The organism is Novipirellula methanifontis, from assembly GCF_052161655.1.
Lineage (GTDB): Bacteria > Planctomycetota > Planctomycetia > Pirellulales > Pirellulaceae > Novipirellula.
In genome coordinates, this window is sequence record NZ_CP197418.1 from 3,732,253 (window position 1) to 3,750,204 (window position 17,952).

A 17,952-nucleotide genomic window follows, 5' to 3' on the forward strand; every position below is an offset into this window, starting at 1 on the left:
TGAATCGCCGTTGACAGATCTTTCGGCTAGGTGGTAATCCCACACCCACGGTTGCGATGCAGCCGCGGGGCTGAACGAACATTAAGAAATTTCATCGTAGGTGAACGTATTGCGGGATTCGTTCACACGCCATCAAGTGATGGTTTGAGCATCCATGTCTTGGGGCGACGATTACTGGGTCAATCGTCTCGCTGAGTCGCTCGACGATGAAATTTCTCTGTGCATCGGGGTTTTGCTTCGGCAAAACCCCGATGCCAGGATACAACGCCCGTCTGCTGCACGCCCGTCTGCTGCACGATCGTCGGCAAAGGCGTCGGCAAAGGCGTCGGCAAAGGCGTCGGCGGCAAAGGCGTCGGCGGCAAAGGCGTCGGCGGCAAAGCTATCGCGAAACAACCTGCACTCCATCGCCAAGTATTCGCGTCACCCAATCCACCGTCCGCGAATAAATTCTCTGATCCAGCGTGTGCCCGTTATTCCAGACTCTCCATTGCTAAATCGATAGACCTACTCGAACACAGTTGACGTCGCTAAGATCGTTGGCATGGAAAAAGACTCAAACGACACATCATCCAACGACCCAACTTCGGTTGACGAGTCAGTCGACAGCGAAACGCACGACGATGACGGCACATCCGCAGCGTCCGGCGAATCAAAATCTCGACGCAAGATAATTGCGATTGTTGCGACAGTCATGGTTGTTGCCGCAATCTGTGGTGGTTACTTCTGGTTCTATTCGGATGCCAACCACAAAGTTGTTGAAGCAGCCCCAGTGTCTCCGCAGATACGTTTTGCGGCGATGCAAGAGCGGCTCGAAAAAGGCAAGGAAACGACGCTGCATGTCGAGGATTTTGAAATCAACGACGATCTGCTGCTGCAGTTAAAAGGACTTGCCGAGCTTGAAACGGTGATCGTCGACCAAGGCAAAATTACCGACGATGGCATTGCTAATCTGCCTAGCTTTCCAAAACTGCAGCAAGTCAGGCTGCGATTTTCGCCGATCACCGACGCTGGTATGGCGACGCTCGCGCAGTGCAAGTCGCTGTGGTATGTCAACTTGCCTCATGCCAAATGTACGGCAAAGGGAGTTTTGATGCTGAAGTCGATTCCCGAGCTGCGGCAGCTCCGAATTGCATCTCCGAATCTTGGCAACGAGGTCACTCGCGACATTGCGGAGATCAAGTCGCTTCGCGGTGTTCACTTGATCGACATCGCAGTGAACAACGACGGGCTGAAAGCACTCGCATCGTTGCCGTATCTCGAGTCCCTATATTTAGACAATTCGTTGGTGACCGAATCGGGATGGCGATGGCTCTATACAAACTATCCCCAGATTCATGTGCACGTGAATCAAAAGCACAAAGACTATGACCCCAAATCTCACAAGCACCACGACTGAAAAAATGACCAAACGACTTGACGCGTTTCGCCAATCCCTTTCGTCGCTCGAGATCGATGCGATGTTGGTGACCGACGAAATCAACGTTCGATATCTGTCGGGATTCACCGGTGACAGTTCGTATTTATTGGTTGGGCCGAACGAAACGACGATTTTGAGTGACGGGCGTTATGAGATCCAACTCGCCAGTGAATGTCCTGAGTTGACGCCGGTAATTCGTCCGCCTAGCCAATTGATGATCGATTTGGTCAAGCAAGTGTTGGGGGATTCGGGGCACAGCCGGATTGGAATCGAATCGTCGGTGGTATCGCTGAGCCAATATCGCCAACTCGGTGAGAAATGTCCGGAAATATCATGGATCGAGACGACTGGCGTGGTCGAGCGTCAACGGATGATCAAGGATGAAACCGAGATCGAAACGACACGGGGCGCCGTCTCGATCGCCCAACGTAGTTTTCAATCGCTGCTTCCGATGTTGTCGCCAAAGTGGACCGAGCGGGCGATTGCTCACGAATTAGAAGCGAAAATGAGATTTTTAGGAGCCGAATCGGCAAGCTTTAAGCCGATTGTCGGGTTCAATGCCGCGGCGGCCCTGCCTCATTACCATCCTGGCGAAGTTTTCATGCCTACCACGGGTGTCGTGCTGATCGATTGGGGCGCCAAGTATCTCGGATACGCCAGCGATATCACGCGGACGCTGTCGATCGGCAAGGTTTCGAGTGAATTCGAGCGTGCGTACGAGGCAGTTCTCGCGGGCCAGTTAGCGGCGATTGCCGCCATTAAACCGGGGGTGGAGGGAAAAGAAATCGACAGAATCGCCCGCGGCGAGATCGAAAAAGCCGGCCTCGGCAACAAGTTTAACCACGGTTTGGGGCACGGAATTGGCCTGCAAATCCACGAATCTCCACGGATGTCGTCGAATTGTGAAGATGTACTGGCCGAGGGTATGATAGTGACCGTCGAACCCGGGGTGTATATCGCTAACGATTTTGGCATTCGCATCGAAGATGATGTACTGGTGACCAAAACTGGTTGCGAAGTGCTCACTACCCTACCTAAGGGCCTCGATGATTGTCGCTTGGTGCTGTAAAACTTCCGCATCCCAAAATTAACATGAACGTCAATCTTTCTGACGGTGAGTCAAGTATGAGTAAAGGCGGAAAGCAAAGTTCCGATATTTTCGATATCGATCGACTTCGCATGATCGTAGAGTTGATGGAAGAACACGAATTGTCGGAGGTCGATCTCCAGCAAGGCGATGAGAAAATCAAGCTGAATCGTGGCTCAGCCGCGCCAGTTTACATGCCGGCACCGGCGGCAGCTGCACCCGCGGCGGCAGCAGGCTCCCCTGCGGCTCCGGCAGCACCATCGGCCCACGCAAACACCATCACGATTGATGCTCCGATGATTGGCACGTTTTATTCACGTGCAAATCCTGAGTCGGAACCGTTTGTCAAAGTCGGACAACGCGTGACCGAAGACACGATTGTTTGTATTGTCGAAGCCATGAAGGTCTTCAACGAGATTCCTGCAGAATGCAGCGGAATCGTTGTCGAAGTTCTGGCAAGTGACCAGCAACCGGTTGACTTCGGCAAGCCGATGTTTCGTATCGATCCGAACGCATAAAACGTAGACGACTCTGTGATTAAAAAGATCCTGATTGCCAATCGTGGCGAGATTGCGCTGCGCGTCATCCGTGCCTGTCGTGAAATGGGTATCGGTTCGGTGGCGGTGTATAGCCAAGCCGATGCCGACTCGATGCATGTTAAATTAGCGGACGAAGCCTATTGCGTTGGCAAGCCACGCAGTAGCGACAGCTATTTGAAAATCGACCAAATCATCGCGGCAGCCGAAGTGGCCGGAGTGGACGCGATTCACCCCGGTTACGGTTTCCTGGCGGAAAACGCTCACTTCAACGAAGTCTGCCGGTCCAGTGGGTTCGAGTTTATCGGTCCCAGCCCGCAGGCGATGGAAAAGTTGGGCGACAAGAACACCGCTCGTGCGATGGCAATCGCTAACAACGTTCCTGTCGTGCCCGGCAGTGACGGGTTGATCAACGACAATGCCGAAGCGATCGAAGTCGCTAAGAAAATTGGCTTTCCTGTTTTGATCAAAGCGACTGCCGGCGGTGGCGGTAAAGGCATGCGAGTTGCCGAGAACGAGCAGTCGTTGGCAACCGCGGTTTCCCAAGCACGCACCGAAGCGGAAGCGGCGTTCGGAAACGGCGGCGTCTACCTCGAGCGTTATGTCGGTTCACCACGCCACGTCGAAGTGCAAGTGATCGCCGACTCGCACGGTAACGTTTGCCATCTGTTCGAGCGTGACTGTAGTGTCCAGCGTCGTCATCAAAAGCTGATCGAAGAGGCACCGAGTCCAAGTCTTCCCGCAGATCGGCGAATTGAAATCTGTGAAGCCGCAGTGCGAATGATTCGAGGTGCCGATTACACCAATGCGGCAACGGTCGAATTCATCGTTGATGCGGAAAACAATTTCTACTTCATCGAAGTCAACGCTCGAATTCAAGTCGAACATCCCGTCACCGAAATGATCACCGGGATCGATTTGATCAAAGAACAGATTCGTGTCGCGGCTGGCGAAAAACTTTCATTTGTCCAAGAAGACGTGAAATGCCAAGGCGCGGCGATCGAATGCCGGATCAATGCCGAAGATCCGGAAAAGAATTTTCAGCCCAACCCCGGACGCATCGACAAGATGTTTGTGCCGGGCGGTATGGGCGTGCGGTTTGATTCGCATGTCTTTGCGGGCTACACCGTTCCGCCATATTACGATTCGATGATTGGGAAACTGATCGTCCATCGACCCACACGTGCCGAGGCGATCGCAACGATGCGACGAGCACTGCGGGAAATGCAGGTCGAAGGCATCTGCACGACGGCGTCGTTCCACGACAAGGTCTTGCAACACCCCGAGTTTCTTGAAGGTCGCCACGACACCAAGTTTGTCGAACGCGAATTTTTGAAGTAAGCAGGGACGTAATGTCAGACCGCCGAATCGATCCCGAATTTCGTCCCGAGAAGATCGATGCGTCGGCGTTTGTCGCTGATAACGTTACGATCTGTGGCGACGTGACGATCGGAGAATCCTCGAGCGTTTGGTTCGGCTCGGTCGTTCGAGGAGACACCGAGTTTGTCAAAATCGGCAAACGAACCAACATTCAAGATTTGTCGCTGCTGCACACTGACCATGGTTCGCCGTGCGTCATCGGTGACGATGTCACGGTCGGACATTCTGCGGTCGTTCATGGTGCGGTTGTCGAAGACGGTGCCCTGATTGGTATTCGCGCCGTCGTGCTCAGTCGAGCCAAAATCGGCGCCGGTGCGATCATCGGTGCAGGGGCGGTTGTCACCGAGGGCACCGTGATTCCTGCGGGGAAATTGGCGGTGGGCGTGCCTGCCAAGGTGATTGCCGACGTCAGCGACGAGCAAGCCAGGCGGTTGATCGAAACTGCCAAGCACTACGTCCATTCAGCCAGCGTTTACAAAGACGCCCGCGACTAAGGTAGCGAAACTCGCCAAGAGTTTCGGTGGAGTCGTAAGACTGCTGATTTAGTTTGCCGTTTTGGCGCTAGCCACGGTTTCGTCGTCATCCAACCGGCACCATCGCGCAATCGCAACGCTGCGAAGCATTTTCTGGTAGCTACCTTCGCCAGAAGGTGGTAATTCGACTTGAACGCCAACGATCCACGCTCTGGCGAGCGTAGCTACTGAATGTAAATGCCGTCATTTGCTGGCGTGGAAATTGCTTAATTCATTTGCCATTCCTTAGCCATGTTCTAGGATAGAAGTGGTTGAATTGCGCCCCGTTGACGGCGATTGGAATGGTTTTAGAGATGTGTCTCTAAACTCGCAGTATCGCCTACTTGCGATCTCGTCAGCGTGCCTTCGTTTGTATCGCGAAAACCTCGCGTAGGAGTCGTGTCCGATGTTATTTTCTGATCTGCGTCGTGTCGTTCTAGGGATGGCCATTGCCGGCTTGATTATTGGACAGTCGTCGCTAATGGCCCAACACCATGGAGGTGGGAATCACGGAGGTGGGCATCACGGTGGCGGGAATCACTCCGGGCATCACGGGGGAGGTCATTACGGCGGGGGCCACTATGGTCACAGTGGACACAACCACTTTGGTGGCGGCTATGGTTACGGTGGCGGCGGCTTTTACGGCGGCAATCTTTATTCGGGCAGCGGCTTTAGTATTTCGATCGGTGGCGGCTACCCTTACGGTCACAGCGGGTTTGGCTATGGCAGCCTCGGTTATGGTGGATTGAGCGATTCCTATCGCTACCCGGCAACGGGTTACTCACCGATTTATCGCGGGTCGACTTACTACGGCTCGGCGTATCCCGGTTTTAGCTACGACACCGCGCCTGCGTACGGTGGATCTACTTACCCGTACGGGACTGCGATTGAACCGCAATATGGTGTGCCGGGTTACAGCAGCGAATTCCAACACCAACCCGTTGCCGAACCGCCGTACTCTGTAGGACGTGTCGATCCATCATCGTCGGACCTACGTCCTGGAATGGTCCTCCCGGACGGATCCACTGTCGTTTCGATCGGCCCGCTCGACGGTCCCACTGTGCAAGCGGTTCCGGAAAGCACAACGTCCGAAGATCGTGCGGCTGATAGCTCGGATTCAGATATCGAGTCAATTCCCTTGCCAGAGCTAGACGAAGCTTCAAACCGCGTTCCGACGGAAGCACCAAGTCGGTAGTCCGCGCGTCGCTCGCTGTGTTGGAACCAACCGATAGCCAATTCGTTGGATTCCGATCCTGACTTTAGGGAGCGAGCGAACTTATGACTGTTGTCACTACGCTCGCCAGAGCGTGGGTGTACCCCGTTCAGTGACGGCAGCTGCGTCGAAATTCGACAGTGATTTTCTGCCCGTTACTTATTCAATCGCCCACGCCTTGTGCAGTGTCACATTCAGGTTGGGCTGGCTCGTTGATTCTGATGCTTCCGGTAAACGGATTTGGATTAGATCGGATTTTTCATTCACCACATGGCGAAGTTCGCCGTGATGCATCTCGACAATCGATTCGCAAACACCCCAAGTAGCGGTGGAAATCAGCTGAGAGTGTGCTTGTTTCATGATCGGCACATCGAGGTAGGCGAGCGAGTTGTCGCCCGTCGGACTGATTTTGATGTGAACTTGACCGTCGCTGTTTTCGGCAATCAATTGCAGCTCGGCGGTCTGTGTACCGCTATCGACGGTTGCTTGATCGCCTAGCCGCATCGACTGCGATACGAGATTCAGCCCGTTGCGAATGGCTTCATCCAGCAGCGATGCATCGCCGTGCACTTGGCAATTCTGGTCAAGATTTTGAAACTGTAACTTCAGTGATATCGAATTCAAGTTTTCAAACTGGTTTGCAAGCTGAGTCAATTGGTTGTGAAGGTTGATCTTCGAGAATTCAATCGACATCAACTGAAGCTGTTTTCGCAAATCGGACAGACACTCGCGAAGCAGGTTTCCGGCAAATTGCATTCGTTCCAGACGCGGCCGAATGGTTTGCGAATCGATAAGATTTTGCTCTGCTTCGATTTGAATAATGTCGGCCGTGTTTTGGTTCACATGTAGCGGTTGGCTGACTTGGTGAATAAACGTCTTGAGCCAATACGCGACCGCCATCGAGTTCATCGATTGGCCGAGGTGATCTGTTGTCGCAGTTTTCTGTGACGACTCGGACCCCGTCGAGCGGCCATCGAGTTTGAGCGCAATCAAAACGTACAACACATTGTCATTTTGAAAGGGTGTCCACTCAACAACGCCTGCTTGGCAAAGGTGCGTTCGCGACGCCGACTCAATTGCCGCAACCTCGTCGACGGATGCTAACTGTCTTGCTTCGTCGCTCAGTCCGGTCACGTGGAGGATTTGTTTGGCAAACTCAGGGCTCTGGGAATCCGCAGGCCAATCAAACCATTGTCGCGCGCGTTGATTCGCCGTGAACAATGTTATTGCGGGTTGAAGTTGCAGCACGACAACGGCGTCCATCGAATTTTCAAACAGATTCTGAAAATAGAAATCTGACACGACCTGTATGGGATTCGATGGAGGCGTTGGCACAGTATCGTGTTCCAAGTTGGATTGGTTTGCAGGCGGTTTTGTTCTTTCGTGCGAATGAAGTGACGAGGTGTACTTCCGCAGGATAGGGATGCTCTGGCTCTGTAGCAGGGTCTTGTCGTCAGGGAAGCAATTATCACGAGCTCGATATTGAAATTGCAATCGTTGCGTTCTTCCGAATTTCTTGCATTACAACCCTTCGCACATAATAAGTCGACGTCGCAAAAGTCCGCTAATGTAAGCGATCTCTTAGGCCAATTTTGCGGCTTGCCGCAAACATCCGAAGGAAACCTGCATGATTATTAAGTCTGTCCGATACTCTTAATAGTCAAGACGATGGCTTATCTCTATCATCGCGGACCGTTGCGAAATGGGGCATCAATCCTGCTTCTGAATTTTTGTAAACCACACCTTATTTAGGGGGTCACCCCCCTGGTTGAGAAGTTGATTTACAAGATCAGTAGTGTGGGGAGAATTTCGCATAGGAAGTTCATTCGAACACGTTCAGTCAGGTTGGGGCAACCTGACTGCGTGTTCGAATGATCCTAATTCTGGGTTTCATCCCAGCGGCAATTTTGCCGCAAACCACGCTTGGTACCCGCAGTTTTTGCACCATGATTGCTAAATCGACGTAGCAACAGGTGGCCAGAACAAGGCGAAAGCAATAGCGAGCGGCAAGAATGTGAGGGTTCACACAGATCCTCACGATGATTGCTTCGGCACGAGGATCGGGTTGCGAAATCGCAACTCCGGTTCTCGTGCCCATGCGAAAATCCTGAACTTCCATCCGCTCAGAAACCGGACGGGACATATGTGTTTTAGTGCCAGCTGCGGGCCTGAGTTTGTCAACGTTTGGCCGACTGGCAGCCTGCAGCTCTGGCGTCCCCCCAGCTAGCGAGTTTGACTCATAGAATAGCGGGTGCGACTACGCGAATGCGAAGCCTGTGCAGGCATCGTTCTATTTCAAGACATTGTTGTTCGGAAAACGTGCGTATGTTCTCCAGTCGTTCACTTGATTCTTATTGAATATCACTCAGTAATGAAGGGTGTCTCTATCTGAGTCGCTCGCCAGTGACGATTCGCTTTCAGTGAGACAGCCATCTAGTGTAGCCGCCCCGCTCCATCGACGTGTCCGCGGTTGAAAACGACTGCTCTGCGGAAATACACGCCAAGTTTGAGATGCATTTTTGGGCCGCTAACGGCGTTTTCACGCGTTAGGACGGACACGACAACGGATCGATGCGATGCGAACGAGGTCGCAAGTTACAACTTTTTGCATTAAAAAATGCGGCGAGTTGTCCAGTTTGACGCGATCTTGGGTAGTAAAGTATGATCTATTGTCATCGGCCGAGAAGTTTTTTGTAATGCATGCTATCGAGTCTTTATCCCGCAATTTCCGTGAACCGATTCTAATGTCTCTTCCTACTATTCACATCGTTGACGACGACAAGGACTCTCGCCAAGTCGTGGTAGAGCTGGTCCGTTCGATGAACTTGGCTGTGGAATCGTACGAGTCTGCCGAGGACTTTATCTCGAGGTACAACGGCAAGCGTCCCGCTTGCGTGGTTACCGACAAGAAGATGCCTGGCATGAATGGAGTCGAGTTAATTGAACGACTTCGTGAGATGGAGATCACGATCCCGATTGTGATGGTCACCGGATTTGCGGACGTCCCCTCGACGGTCCGAGCGATCCGCGGTGGAGCGATCACGTTGATTGAAAAACCGTGTGGGCAAGCGGAGTTGCGAAAGGGGATCGAAGAGGCCGTTCAGCTAGAACAAGAGAATCTGCAGAAGAATACGCAATTGGATGAAGCCAAGCGACTTGTCGCGACCTTAGACGACAAAGAGATTGACGTCGCCAAGCTGCTAATCGAAGGCCTAGCGAACAAAGTCATCGCGGCGCGATTGGATTGCGGTTTGCGGACGATCGAAAAACGACGCTCCACAATCTTAAAGAAGATGAACGTCCAATCGGTAGCCGAATTGGTGCAAATATGGGTGCTTGCCCACACCAGCTAAGTTCTTTCAGGCGGTTTCTCTATACCAATCGCCGATTGGCTCCCTGTCTGTGGCGGCTCTGTTCTTTAATGTCGCTACCGTCACGATCGCGGTAGACCACGTTCTGGCGAACGTAGCTACTTTTTTTCAACCTGCGTCATTTCTCAAGTCGCACTTACAGACGTTGATCAGGTGGCCCCATGGGCCGCGAGAACATCAACGACTTGTTTCCAGCCCAATGATTTGGCGAGCTGCAGTGCAGAAGCACCGTTTGGAGTGACCGCTTTGGGGTCTGCGCCGTGCTTTAACAGTATTGAAACGCCAATGGCGGTGCCGGCCAACGCTTGCTGGTGCAGCATCGTCCATCCACGATCGTCGGTAGCGTGAACGTTTTCGGGATTCTGCTGAAGATACTCGGTGAGCGAATCGGCCATGTTTGCCGCCATCGGGTGTTCCATTGACGAAACCAACTTAGGGTCCGCTGGCGGTAACGACGCTGGAGTCTGTTTCGCTGATCGGCCAAGAAGCTTTCCGAGGAAACCACCTTTAGATTTCTCTGGCGAAGGCGATGGTTCGGATTGTTTGTCGGTAAACCACTCGGGCGGCACGACATGGATGTTTTCGGGGTCGCCAAAATCAAACCCCCAGGCGTCGTCATGTTGTTTGCGTTCTTTGGCACTCATCTTGGCACGAAGAACCTGGACAGTGAACGCGCCGTAAACACGGCCGTTTAAGACGTACATCCAATCCGAGAGTGCTTTTCCAGGGAATTTGGCTTCGTCGCCTTCGGAGATTGACTTTAGCCAATTGGGTGAGTTCAGCAGCGTTCCCGAGACTTTTTGGCCATCGAAATCAACGTCGCCGAGCCACATCTGTTCGACCCCTTCGCTATTCTCTGCAGCCTGTAATTCCGGAGGATCCGTAAAAGGAACTTTCACGCATGCTAGGTCGAGCCCCGGAATAATGCGGCGTCGTTCCCAAGAGAGCTCTCGCCAAAAGAAGCGAAACGTGCGGCGGGCTCGCTCGTTCGCAGTACGCATTTCAGGATCGTTGTCAGCGGTCAAATAAACTTGGGCCACGATTGCAGTACCTCGTTCGCAGGGCTTCCAGTACGAATGTTCCTCAGCGTCCTGCTGAGACAAATCGGCAACGACGCTGCCGACTCAATAGACTAGCAGCGGTGTCCTCTGTGTGGGGGGCGTTGCATAAGAGCGATGCTCATTTTTGGGATTTTGTGACCTGGCGTTGGACGCTCCGCTGGACTTGAGTTTCGATCTGGTGACGTAGTGCGGCTCGTCCTCGAAGCAGGGCGTTCGGTATTGATTCCGGTGAAACGTCGACCCTTTTGTGAGCTGACGGCACTAGCCGCGGGCATGTTTCCTTCAATATACACGGGCCCGCGACTAGCGCCGTCGGCTCAGATCATTATGTGGAGTGACTCAGATTGACATGCTTAGGTGCGAAGGCACTGCGGATTTCTGCACCTCAAACCACCCCCAAGGGAAATGATTTTGATTATCATTGGCGTTTCAATTCCACTGTATGCGTCCCACCCCAACCCCACCGAGAGTTTCATTCATGCGTTTTCGATTGTTATCTGTCCTCACCTTGCTGCTTGCGTCGACGGCGCATGCAGAACTAAAAATGTCATCGATCTTTGGTGATTCGATGGTGCTTCAACGCGACAAACCGATCCATGTTTGGGGCTGGACTTCTGCGGGGCACGACGTCGCGGTCGAATTGGCCGGCCATTCGGCTTCGGCTACTGCCGACGACTCCGGTCGCTTTGACGTCTTTGTCGATGCGTTGCCCGCAGGCGGACCGCACGAAATGAAAATCACGGCGGATGAGGCGAAATCGTTCAAAGATGTTTTGATTGGCGAAGTTTGGATCTGCTCGGGCCAATCCAACATGGGAATGTCGGTCGGCAGTTCGAATGATGCTGACCTTGAATCACTCGCAGCAAACTATCCCAACATTCGCTTGATCTCGGTTCCACAAGTCGGCACGCAAGAGCCGCAAACTGATTTCAACGGCCACTGGACTGCATGCACTCCGCAAACGGTGAAAGATTTTTCAGCCGCCGGTTATTTCTTTGGTCGCCAGTTGCATCAAACGCTCAATATTCCCATCGGTTTAATCGACGACGCGTGGGGTGGGTCCTCCGCCGAAGCATGGGTTTCGCGAAAAGTTTTGGAGAAGTATGGTAAATACACCGAGTTGCTCGAGAAATGGGACCACACCGCAGCAACCTACGATCACGAAGCGGCGATGGCCAAATGGAAAGAGCGGCACGCTGAATGGGCAAAGACTAAAAAAGGCAACCCGCCGCGAGCACCACGCAACGAATTGACCGGGAATCATCGTCCCTCGAACATTTACAATGGCGTCCTCAAACCAACGATTGGCTACACCATGCGTGGCGTGATTTGGTACCAAGGTGAATCTAACGCAGGCCGAGCGTACCAGTATCGCGATCTGTTTCCGCTGATGATTCAAAGTTGGCGTGATGAATGGCAACAAGGCGACTTTCCTTTCTATTGGGTCCAACTTGCTGACTTTAAAAACGAAGTCGACGCGCCCGTCGATAGTGATTGGGCCGAATTACGCGAGGCACAAACGATGACGATGTCGCGATTGCCGAACACCGGCGAAGCGGTGATCTTGAATCTTGGTGAAGCAAACGATATCCATCCCAAAAACAAACAGGGCGTGGGCACGCGTCTAGCTCGCTGGGCCTTGGCCAAGGACTACGGCTACGAAATTCCCTATCAAAGTCCGACCTACCGAGGCACGCCCGATGCAATGCAGGTCAAGGACGACCGCGTGACGCTAAAGTTTGATCATGTGGGCGGCGGGCTAGATACGTTTGACGTCAACGATGCGATCGGTTTTAGCATTGCCGGTGCCGACCAAAAGTTCGTCTTCGCAAAGGCCAAGGTCGTTGGTAAAGAAACGATCGAGGTATGGGCAGATAGCGTCGAAAATCCAGTTGCGGTTCGTTACGCGTGGGCGGATAACCCCGTTTGCAACGTGCAAAGCCGCGAAGGGTTGGCGTTGACGCCGTTTCGCACCGACGATTGGAAAGGCAAAACCGAAGGCGTCGTGAAGTAGCTCGTGAAGTAAGCCGATGCGAAAACGTCGGACTCACGTGGTACGAGGTCGGCGTCTGCTCAATATTCGAGCTCGCTTACTGGGCGAGCTCGAACACGATTTGCGCTGACGGCTTGGAAAGCCGTGCGACTATGGGGCTGCAACCACGGGGCGGTTACGCACTCACCGGTTCGACGTTCTGAGTGACTTCGAAGCCGAGATCGGTGATCATGTCGTAATCGGCTTGCGGGGCTTGTCCTTTGGTCGTCAGATAGTCACCCACAAACATGCTGTTTGCGACATACAGTCCTAGCGGTTGCAGCGATCGCAGATGCAGTTCTCGCCCGCCCGAAATTCGTAATTCACGATCAGGATTGACGAAGCGGAACATCGCCAGCGCCTTCAAGCACTGGTTCGCGTTCAGATCCAAGTTTCCTTGCAACGGAGTGCCCTCGATTGCATTCAGGAAGTTCAGTGGAATCGAGTGAACGCCAAGGTCGCGAAGATCAAACGCCATCGAGACGACATCTTCGGGGGATTCACCCATACCAATAATCCCGCCACTGCACATTTCCATTCCTGCGTCACGAACGTGCTTGAGGGTTTGGACGCGGTCGGCGTAGGTGTGCGTGGTGCAGATGTCGGCGTAGTGCTCTTCGCTGGTGTTCAAATTATGGTTGACTCGGTCGACCCCGCACGCTTTCAGCCGGTCGGCTTGGTCGCGATTGAGTAGTCCCAGGCAAGCACAAATATCGAGCCCGTATTTTTGTTTGATCTCGGGCACGATTTGTTCGACTGCGGACATTTCTCGCTCGTTCGGCCCACGAGCTGAAATCACCAGGCAATAAGTCTTGGCACCTTGGTTGGCCGCAATCTCAGCGGCTTTCATCAAGTCATCCCGCTTCAAAATATTGTATTTTGGAACCGGGGCGGTCGAGATTTTCGATTGGCTGCAATAGTGGCAATCTTCGGGACAAAGGCCGCTTTTGGCATTCATCAAGAAGTACAACTGGACGGTACGGCCAAAGTAGCGGTGGCGGATTTGATAGCCCGCCGACAGAATCGGCAGTACGTCGACATCGGGGGCGGTTAAGATAGAGAGGGCGTCTTCGCGAGAAATCGATTCGCCCGCAAGTACGCTTTCTGCAAGCTTTTGGTATCGATTCGCATTGATTTGCGTTTCGGTTGGCGTTGCGGTCGCTTCAGGACTGGCCGTCATGTTATTCTGCCTTATTCTCTCGAGTCGCTCTTCGCACGTTCGACGTGTATTGTTTCGTTTCTCAGTCAATTTGAACCATGAGAATCCCAACATGGTGAACGTGCCGAGCCAAATCGGCAAGTCGTCTACAGCGTGTTTTTCCCAATGAGCCATTATTACGTAAGAATTGGCGTTCTCGGCGATATTTTCGTCGGCCAAGCAAATGCGTCCGGCGTGCCATTCGATTTTTCGTATGGGACGCGAGTGATCGTGCGAACGAGCCGAGGAGTCGAATTGGGCACGATCCTCGGCGAGGCTCGCTCGATGGCTCGCGGCAACCTCGATTCGATCGAGAAAATGCCTATTGTCCGGCTAATTCGCCCTACAACGCATGAGGACGAGCTGCTGATTCGAAGACTCGAGCGGCATAAACGCGAAGCCGTCGAGGCCTGTCGCGTCTCGTTGGCCGAATCCGGCTCTGCAGCAGTGTTGTTGGATGTCGACCAAGTTTTTGACGGGGGATCGCTGGTGATGCACTTTTTGGGCGACGTCGACGAGACCGCCGAGGCGATCACCAAAGACGTCAGCGAGCGATACGAGTCGATCGTGCGGACCCGCCACTTCGCCAAGCTGCTCGGCGAGGGGTGTGGCCCAGGGTGTGGCACAAGCGAAGGAGGTGGCTGCGGCACGGGGTGTTCCGGCTGTGCCGTCAAAGCGGCCTGTGCGGTCAAATAACCGCCACCCCATTCCGTCGGTTCTCGTGAGCCGACGGCGCTAGCCGCGGGCCTTATTTTGCCAACGTTTTACCGTGCAGCGGCCTGACGCTAGCGCGTTCGGCCCACAGAATGGGACCATCGACCTAGTACGCGGCGACTTGAGCACGCGGCTCTGTTTTTCGCCAATCGATGTCCGATCGTGTCATCAACCGGCCGCTGACTTGTACGTTGCTAGCGTTTAGAGTCGACAACCGCGAGATCACGTCGTTCAAATCAATTTGCTGAGCTTCGTGAATCAATTTTGCCGTCGTCCCAGGAATCAGAGTCGTCGTCAGAGCACCCGTGTGAAATTGGCGCAGTTCTGCTTCCAAGCGAACTTGTTCTGAATGAGTTCCGACGGCAAGTATCAAACGCTGAACCCCGCCGCAATCCAAAAGCGAAGGACGTGCGAACTGCAACGCGGTTGCCATCGAGGTGACTGCCTGTTCGGGGCGAGTCTCGTGGGATCGAGGAATCGGGTGACCGATGTCAGCCGAAACCGTTACTGTGTCGTTGGCTTTTAGTGCGTCGCCCTGGTTTGGCAGCACCGCAGTGACGTCAAGGTTCACGGATGTGGACGCATCAACCGAAACCGACGAGGAACTGCTTGTCGCTAGGGCGCGGCCCACCAGCGGCGAGACCGTTTCGGTGAGCCGTGCCTTGACCTGAACGGCATCCATCGGAATCACGCCTGCGACAAGTGGCCGAATCAGCATCGAGTTTACTGCTGAGGTGTGTAGTTCAGCGACGATGCTTTCGAATTGCGACGAGATTTCTTCAGGCATATCGTCCCACGGGTTCAACGTCGCACCTCGCCCATCAGCGATTTCCGAGATGGTCACCGCAAACGTGGTCGCAAGATCGTTCAACCGAAGAATCATGTCATCGATTCGCGCCGCAAAAATATTGACCTGTTCAGCTGAATTCTTCAGCAACTCGGGTAGGATCTTTGCCTCTGCGACCGACACGCTGAGCGGCGATTCGCTGCGGTGTGCTACGGATTGGATTTTTTCGATCTCCGTTTCCGCTTCGGATTGCAGTGCGTTCGCAACGGCGACTGTCTGGCCATGAAACCTTTGCATTGCTGCCACTGCGGTCGCAATGTCAGTGCTGCGATGCGAAAGTCGATTGAACAATTCTTTTGTCAAGACGCTGGTCAATTGGTCGACGTAAGCGGTTGCATTGGATGCGTTCGCGATCTCGTTGGCCCATTGGGTTGCCAATGTGTCGGCGTCACCGTTGGTGACCATGTTTCCTTGTTCACGGGCTTTGAGGTCGATTTGTTTTTGCAAGTGATGGTAGCGTTCGTGCGTGCTCGTTCCGAGCGGTTCCATGATGATGTCGACAATGCTTTTGCGTGAAAAACCGGTGCGACGCATGAACCGTTGGGCCAACGCATCTGCGTTCTGTTTGGCATTCCCCGGATGTCCCAACCAACGGAGCAATAAATGTTGCACTGTTGCTGGAGTCAATATTTTTTCTTCCGGTCGGCGAACCACCCCGAGCGGGACAATCCCGACTGACCGCAATTGGGGTTTGTTGATCGAGACGTCTGGCGAATCAGTATCACAAGAGCGTGCTTCGGCTAACAAGTCGCCTGCGCCGGTTGAGTCCGACCAAAGGTAGTCGCTAATCACGTTGACAGGCCGTGGCGCATTCGGATCCGTCTCATTGCTTGCGATAACGTAAGTGTGTTTTAACGGCGTCCGTGCGGCGGGAACGCTTGGCCAACCGGCGCCTTCATCTCCGGGGTAGCCATTTTCTGGATGCAAGTAATGCCGCATCTCCATCAACGCGGCTTGGGCATCATGGTGGGCCAACGATACGGATTGGCCGCGTGTCAGTCCCTTCATCGCCAACATCGAGAGGATCTTGGCTTGTTCGAATTGATTGACGTCGAGGTAATGCCTCAGCAAATGAACGACATCCAAGTAAATACCGCTGCCGGTTCCGCCGCTGAGCGAACCGACGACGTAAATCGAGGGAATTTCATCACTGCGAGTGTTTGTTAGATCTTTGACGACCTGTCCAATCGCTGTTTTTACTTTGACACCGTTGTCAACGAGTGCCAATCGGCCAAGCGGTCGCATTCCTTCGGTGGAAAGACTACGAGGCACGTTGTAGATCCAACGCCGTGAAACGGTACCGAGCCGCTTGATCGAAAGTGATTGTCGGTACTCATTCGGCGAACGAAGAGGAATCGCTACGATCTCGGTAGGAGGTAACGATTCGGTCGAATTGCTAATGCGAGCAATGCCGAGCGTCTTTTCATCGGTGTCAATCAGCAATGAGTGCAACCGAATGGGGCATGCCGAATGCATGCTGGCAATGCGACTGCGGATCTCACGCAATACGTCTGCGCCGGTACCACCGAGTGCAACCACCAGCACGTCGTTGACGGCACGCGAATCACGTTTGATCTCGCCATTGTCGAGTGCTGGCAAATCTTGTGTTGCGGCTGTTCGCGACCCAACCCCAAGCGGAATGCCCTCAGCGGTGTCATCGTGAGACAATTCGCCCGCTGCATTGCGGACAGGAGTGACACGCCGACGCGGGTTCATCAACGCATGAACAAACGCTCGGCAGTTTTCGAACCGACGATCAGGGTTTTTTTCTAGTGCTTTGGCGACAGCGGGACGGTCACTTGGCGGCAGCGGTTCTAGATCGGGAGCATTATGGACGTGCTGTGTCGCCAATTGAGCGATGGTTCGTCCGCTAAACGGACGAGTTCCCGTCAATAGTTCTTGGTACATCACCGCAAGCGAGTACTGGTCGCTGTGCATGCTGGGGCGGCCGTCAAAGACCTCCGGCGGAGCATAGACGGGGGTCAAGCCACCGACAACACTGCAGTCCGCATCCCGTAAATCTTTCAGTAGTCCAAAGTCGGCCACTTTGACATGTCCACCGACAATCAGCAGATTCGCCGGTTTGATGTCAAGGTGCTGCAGTTGGTATCGCTCGTGCAAATAATCGAGCGCGTCGGCAGTATCGTTTAGATAAGCGAGCAATTTGTCATGTGGAATGCCACATGAACCACGGTCGCGTTGTTCACGAAACACGTCCTCGAGCGAACCGTCGGCCAATTCAGTGACGATCACCAATTGATCGTCGGCGATTCCAAACCGCTCCAACGTCAACAGAAAAGGATGGCTAACTCCTTTGATGCGTTCGAGTGATTTCAGCTCGCGTGCAGCACGTTGTTGGTCATGAGATCCGAAAACGAACTTGACTGCTTTTTTAATCCCGCCGGGCGCATCGGCGCGCCATACCTCACCAAACCCACCGCGACCGATGAGCTTTTCGAGCACGTAACCTTCAATGGGTTCATAGCCGGCGCTGATCTTTTTTGAGTCTGTCGCTTTCATCGCGAGACGGCTTTCTACTGTGAAACGTAGGGAAGGGGGGCAAATGTCGAGTGGAAATCAAGTG

The 17,952-nt window shown here is 53.6% G+C and carries 14 protein-coding genes; 9 read left to right on the top strand and 5 right to left on the bottom strand.

Translation table 11 applies throughout. The features are described from left to right. Positions 1–171 precede the first annotated feature (171 nt). Positions 172–393, bottom strand: a complete 222-nt coding sequence (locus SH528x_RS13070; protein ID WP_442510963.1) for a hypothetical protein — start codon at positions 391–393, stop codon at positions 172–174. Between the two features lie 148 nt (positions 394–541). On the opposite strand from SH528x_RS13070, the gene SH528x_RS13075 reads away from it, so the two are divergent. From SH528x_RS13075 to SH528x_RS13100, 6 genes are all read left to right on the top strand, one after another. Next, a complete protein-coding gene (locus tag SH528x_RS13075) occupies positions 542–1,396 on the top strand; it encodes a hypothetical protein (RefSeq protein ID WP_442510964.1) in 855 nt (284 codons plus the stop codon). Positions 1,397–1,400: 4 nt separating this feature from the next. Then, complete coding sequence (locus tag SH528x_RS13080; protein WP_442510965.1) at positions 1,401–2,486, top strand: M24 family metallopeptidase; 1,086 nt, start codon at positions 1,401–1,403, stop codon at positions 2,484–2,486. Positions 2,487–2,509: 23 nt separating this feature from the next. Further along, complete coding sequence (gene accB / locus SH528x_RS13085; protein WP_442510966.1) at positions 2,510–3,022, top strand: acetyl-CoA carboxylase biotin carboxyl carrier protein; 513 nt, start codon at positions 2,510–2,512, stop codon at positions 3,020–3,022. A 15-nt stretch (positions 3,023–3,037) separates the two neighbouring features. Continuing rightward, complete coding sequence (accC, locus tag SH528x_RS13090) at positions 3,038–4,381, top strand: acetyl-CoA carboxylase biotin carboxylase subunit (RefSeq protein WP_442510967.1); 1,344 nt, start codon at positions 3,038–3,040, stop codon at positions 4,379–4,381. 11 nt (positions 4,382–4,392) lie between these two features. Next, positions 4,393–4,914 (top strand): gamma carbonic anhydrase family protein, encoded by a 522-nt coding sequence (locus tag SH528x_RS13095; RefSeq protein WP_442510968.1) that lies wholly within the window; start codon positions 4,393–4,395, stop codon positions 4,912–4,914. Positions 4,915–5,338: 424 nt separating this feature from the next. After that, positions 5,339–6,127: a hypothetical protein gene (locus tag SH528x_RS13100; RefSeq protein WP_442510969.1), complete on the top strand. Its 789-nt coding sequence runs from the start codon at positions 5,339–5,341 to the stop codon at positions 6,125–6,127. Between the two features lie 177 nt (positions 6,128–6,304). Here SH528x_RS13100 and SH528x_RS13105 read toward each other — a convergent pair whose 3' ends face one another. Beyond that, positions 6,305–7,480, bottom strand: a complete 1,176-nt coding sequence (locus tag SH528x_RS13105) for a hypothetical protein (RefSeq protein ID WP_442510970.1) — start codon at positions 7,478–7,480, stop codon at positions 6,305–6,307. A 1,409-nt stretch (positions 7,481–8,889) separates the two neighbouring features. On the opposite strand from SH528x_RS13105, the gene SH528x_RS13110 reads away from it, so the two are divergent. Beyond that, entirely contained in the window at positions 8,890–9,498 is a 609-nt protein-coding gene (locus SH528x_RS13110) for a response regulator transcription factor (protein WP_442510971.1), read from the top strand. 167 nt (positions 9,499–9,665) lie between these two features. On the opposite strand, the gene SH528x_RS13115 is transcribed toward SH528x_RS13110, so the two are convergent. After that, positions 9,666–10,556, bottom strand: a complete 891-nt coding sequence (locus SH528x_RS13115) for a DUF2314 domain-containing protein (protein ID WP_442510972.1) — start codon at positions 10,554–10,556, stop codon at positions 9,666–9,668. A 499-nt stretch (positions 10,557–11,055) separates the two neighbouring features. Here SH528x_RS13115 and SH528x_RS13120 point away from each other — a divergent pair, with 499 nt between their 5' ends. After that, positions 11,056–12,591, top strand: coding sequence for a sialate O-acetylesterase (locus tag SH528x_RS13120; protein ID WP_442510973.1), 1,536 nt, complete (start codon positions 11,056–11,058; stop codon positions 12,589–12,591). A 154-nt stretch (positions 12,592–12,745) separates the two neighbouring features. Here SH528x_RS13120 and bioB read toward each other — a convergent pair whose 3' ends face one another. Continuing rightward, the gene (gene bioB, locus SH528x_RS13125) at positions 12,746–13,789 is read right to left on the bottom strand and encodes a biotin synthase BioB (protein ID WP_442510974.1); all 1,044 of its coding nucleotides are present in this window, start codon (positions 13,787–13,789) and stop codon (positions 12,746–12,748) included. Between the two features lie 144 nt (positions 13,790–13,933). Here bioB and SH528x_RS13130 point away from each other — a divergent pair, with 144 nt between their 5' ends. Beyond that, complete coding sequence (locus SH528x_RS13130; protein ID WP_442510975.1) at positions 13,934–14,503, top strand: hypothetical protein; 570 nt, start codon at positions 13,934–13,936, stop codon at positions 14,501–14,503. A gap of 124 nt (positions 14,504–14,627) precedes the next feature. On the opposite strand, the gene SH528x_RS13135 is transcribed toward SH528x_RS13130, so the two are convergent. Then, entirely contained in the window at positions 14,628–17,888 is a 3,261-nt protein-coding gene (locus SH528x_RS13135) for a protein kinase domain-containing protein (protein WP_442510976.1), read from the bottom strand. Positions 17,889–17,952: the final 64 nt, after the last annotated feature.

Bases quoted from the DNA above. Each gene is read 5' to 3' on its own strand.
- SH528x_RS13075 (WP_442510964.1), top strand. From the start codon at position 542: ATGGAAAAAGACTCAAACGACACATCATCCAACGACCCAACTTCGGTT.
- SH528x_RS13080 (WP_442510965.1), top strand. From the start codon at position 1,401: ATGACCAAACGACTTGACGCGTTTCGCCAATCCCTTTCGTCGCTCGAG.
- accB (WP_442510966.1), top strand. From the start codon at position 2,510: ATGAACGTCAATCTTTCTGACGGTGAGTCAAGTATGAGTAAAGGCGGA.
- SH528x_RS13095 (WP_442510968.1), top strand. From the start codon at position 4,393: ATGTCAGACCGCCGAATCGATCCCGAATTTCGTCCCGAGAAGATCGAT.
- SH528x_RS13100 (WP_442510969.1), top strand. From the start codon at position 5,339: ATGTTATTTTCTGATCTGCGTCGTGTCGTTCTAGGGATGGCCATTGCC.
- SH528x_RS13110 (WP_442510971.1), top strand. From the start codon at position 8,890: ATGTCTCTTCCTACTATTCACATCGTTGACGACGACAAGGACTCTCGC.
- SH528x_RS13120 (WP_442510973.1), top strand. From the start codon at position 11,056: ATGCGTTTTCGATTGTTATCTGTCCTCACCTTGCTGCTTGCGTCGACG.
- bioB (WP_442510974.1), bottom strand. From the start codon at position 13,789: ATGACGGCCAGTCCTGAAGCGACCGCAACGCCAACCGAAACGCAAATC.
- SH528x_RS13130 (WP_442510975.1), top strand. From the start codon at position 13,934: ATGAGCCATTATTACGTAAGAATTGGCGTTCTCGGCGATATTTTCGTC.
- SH528x_RS13135 (WP_442510976.1), bottom strand. From the start codon at position 17,888: ATGAAAGCGACAGACTCAAAAAAGATCAGCGCCGGCTATGAACCCATT.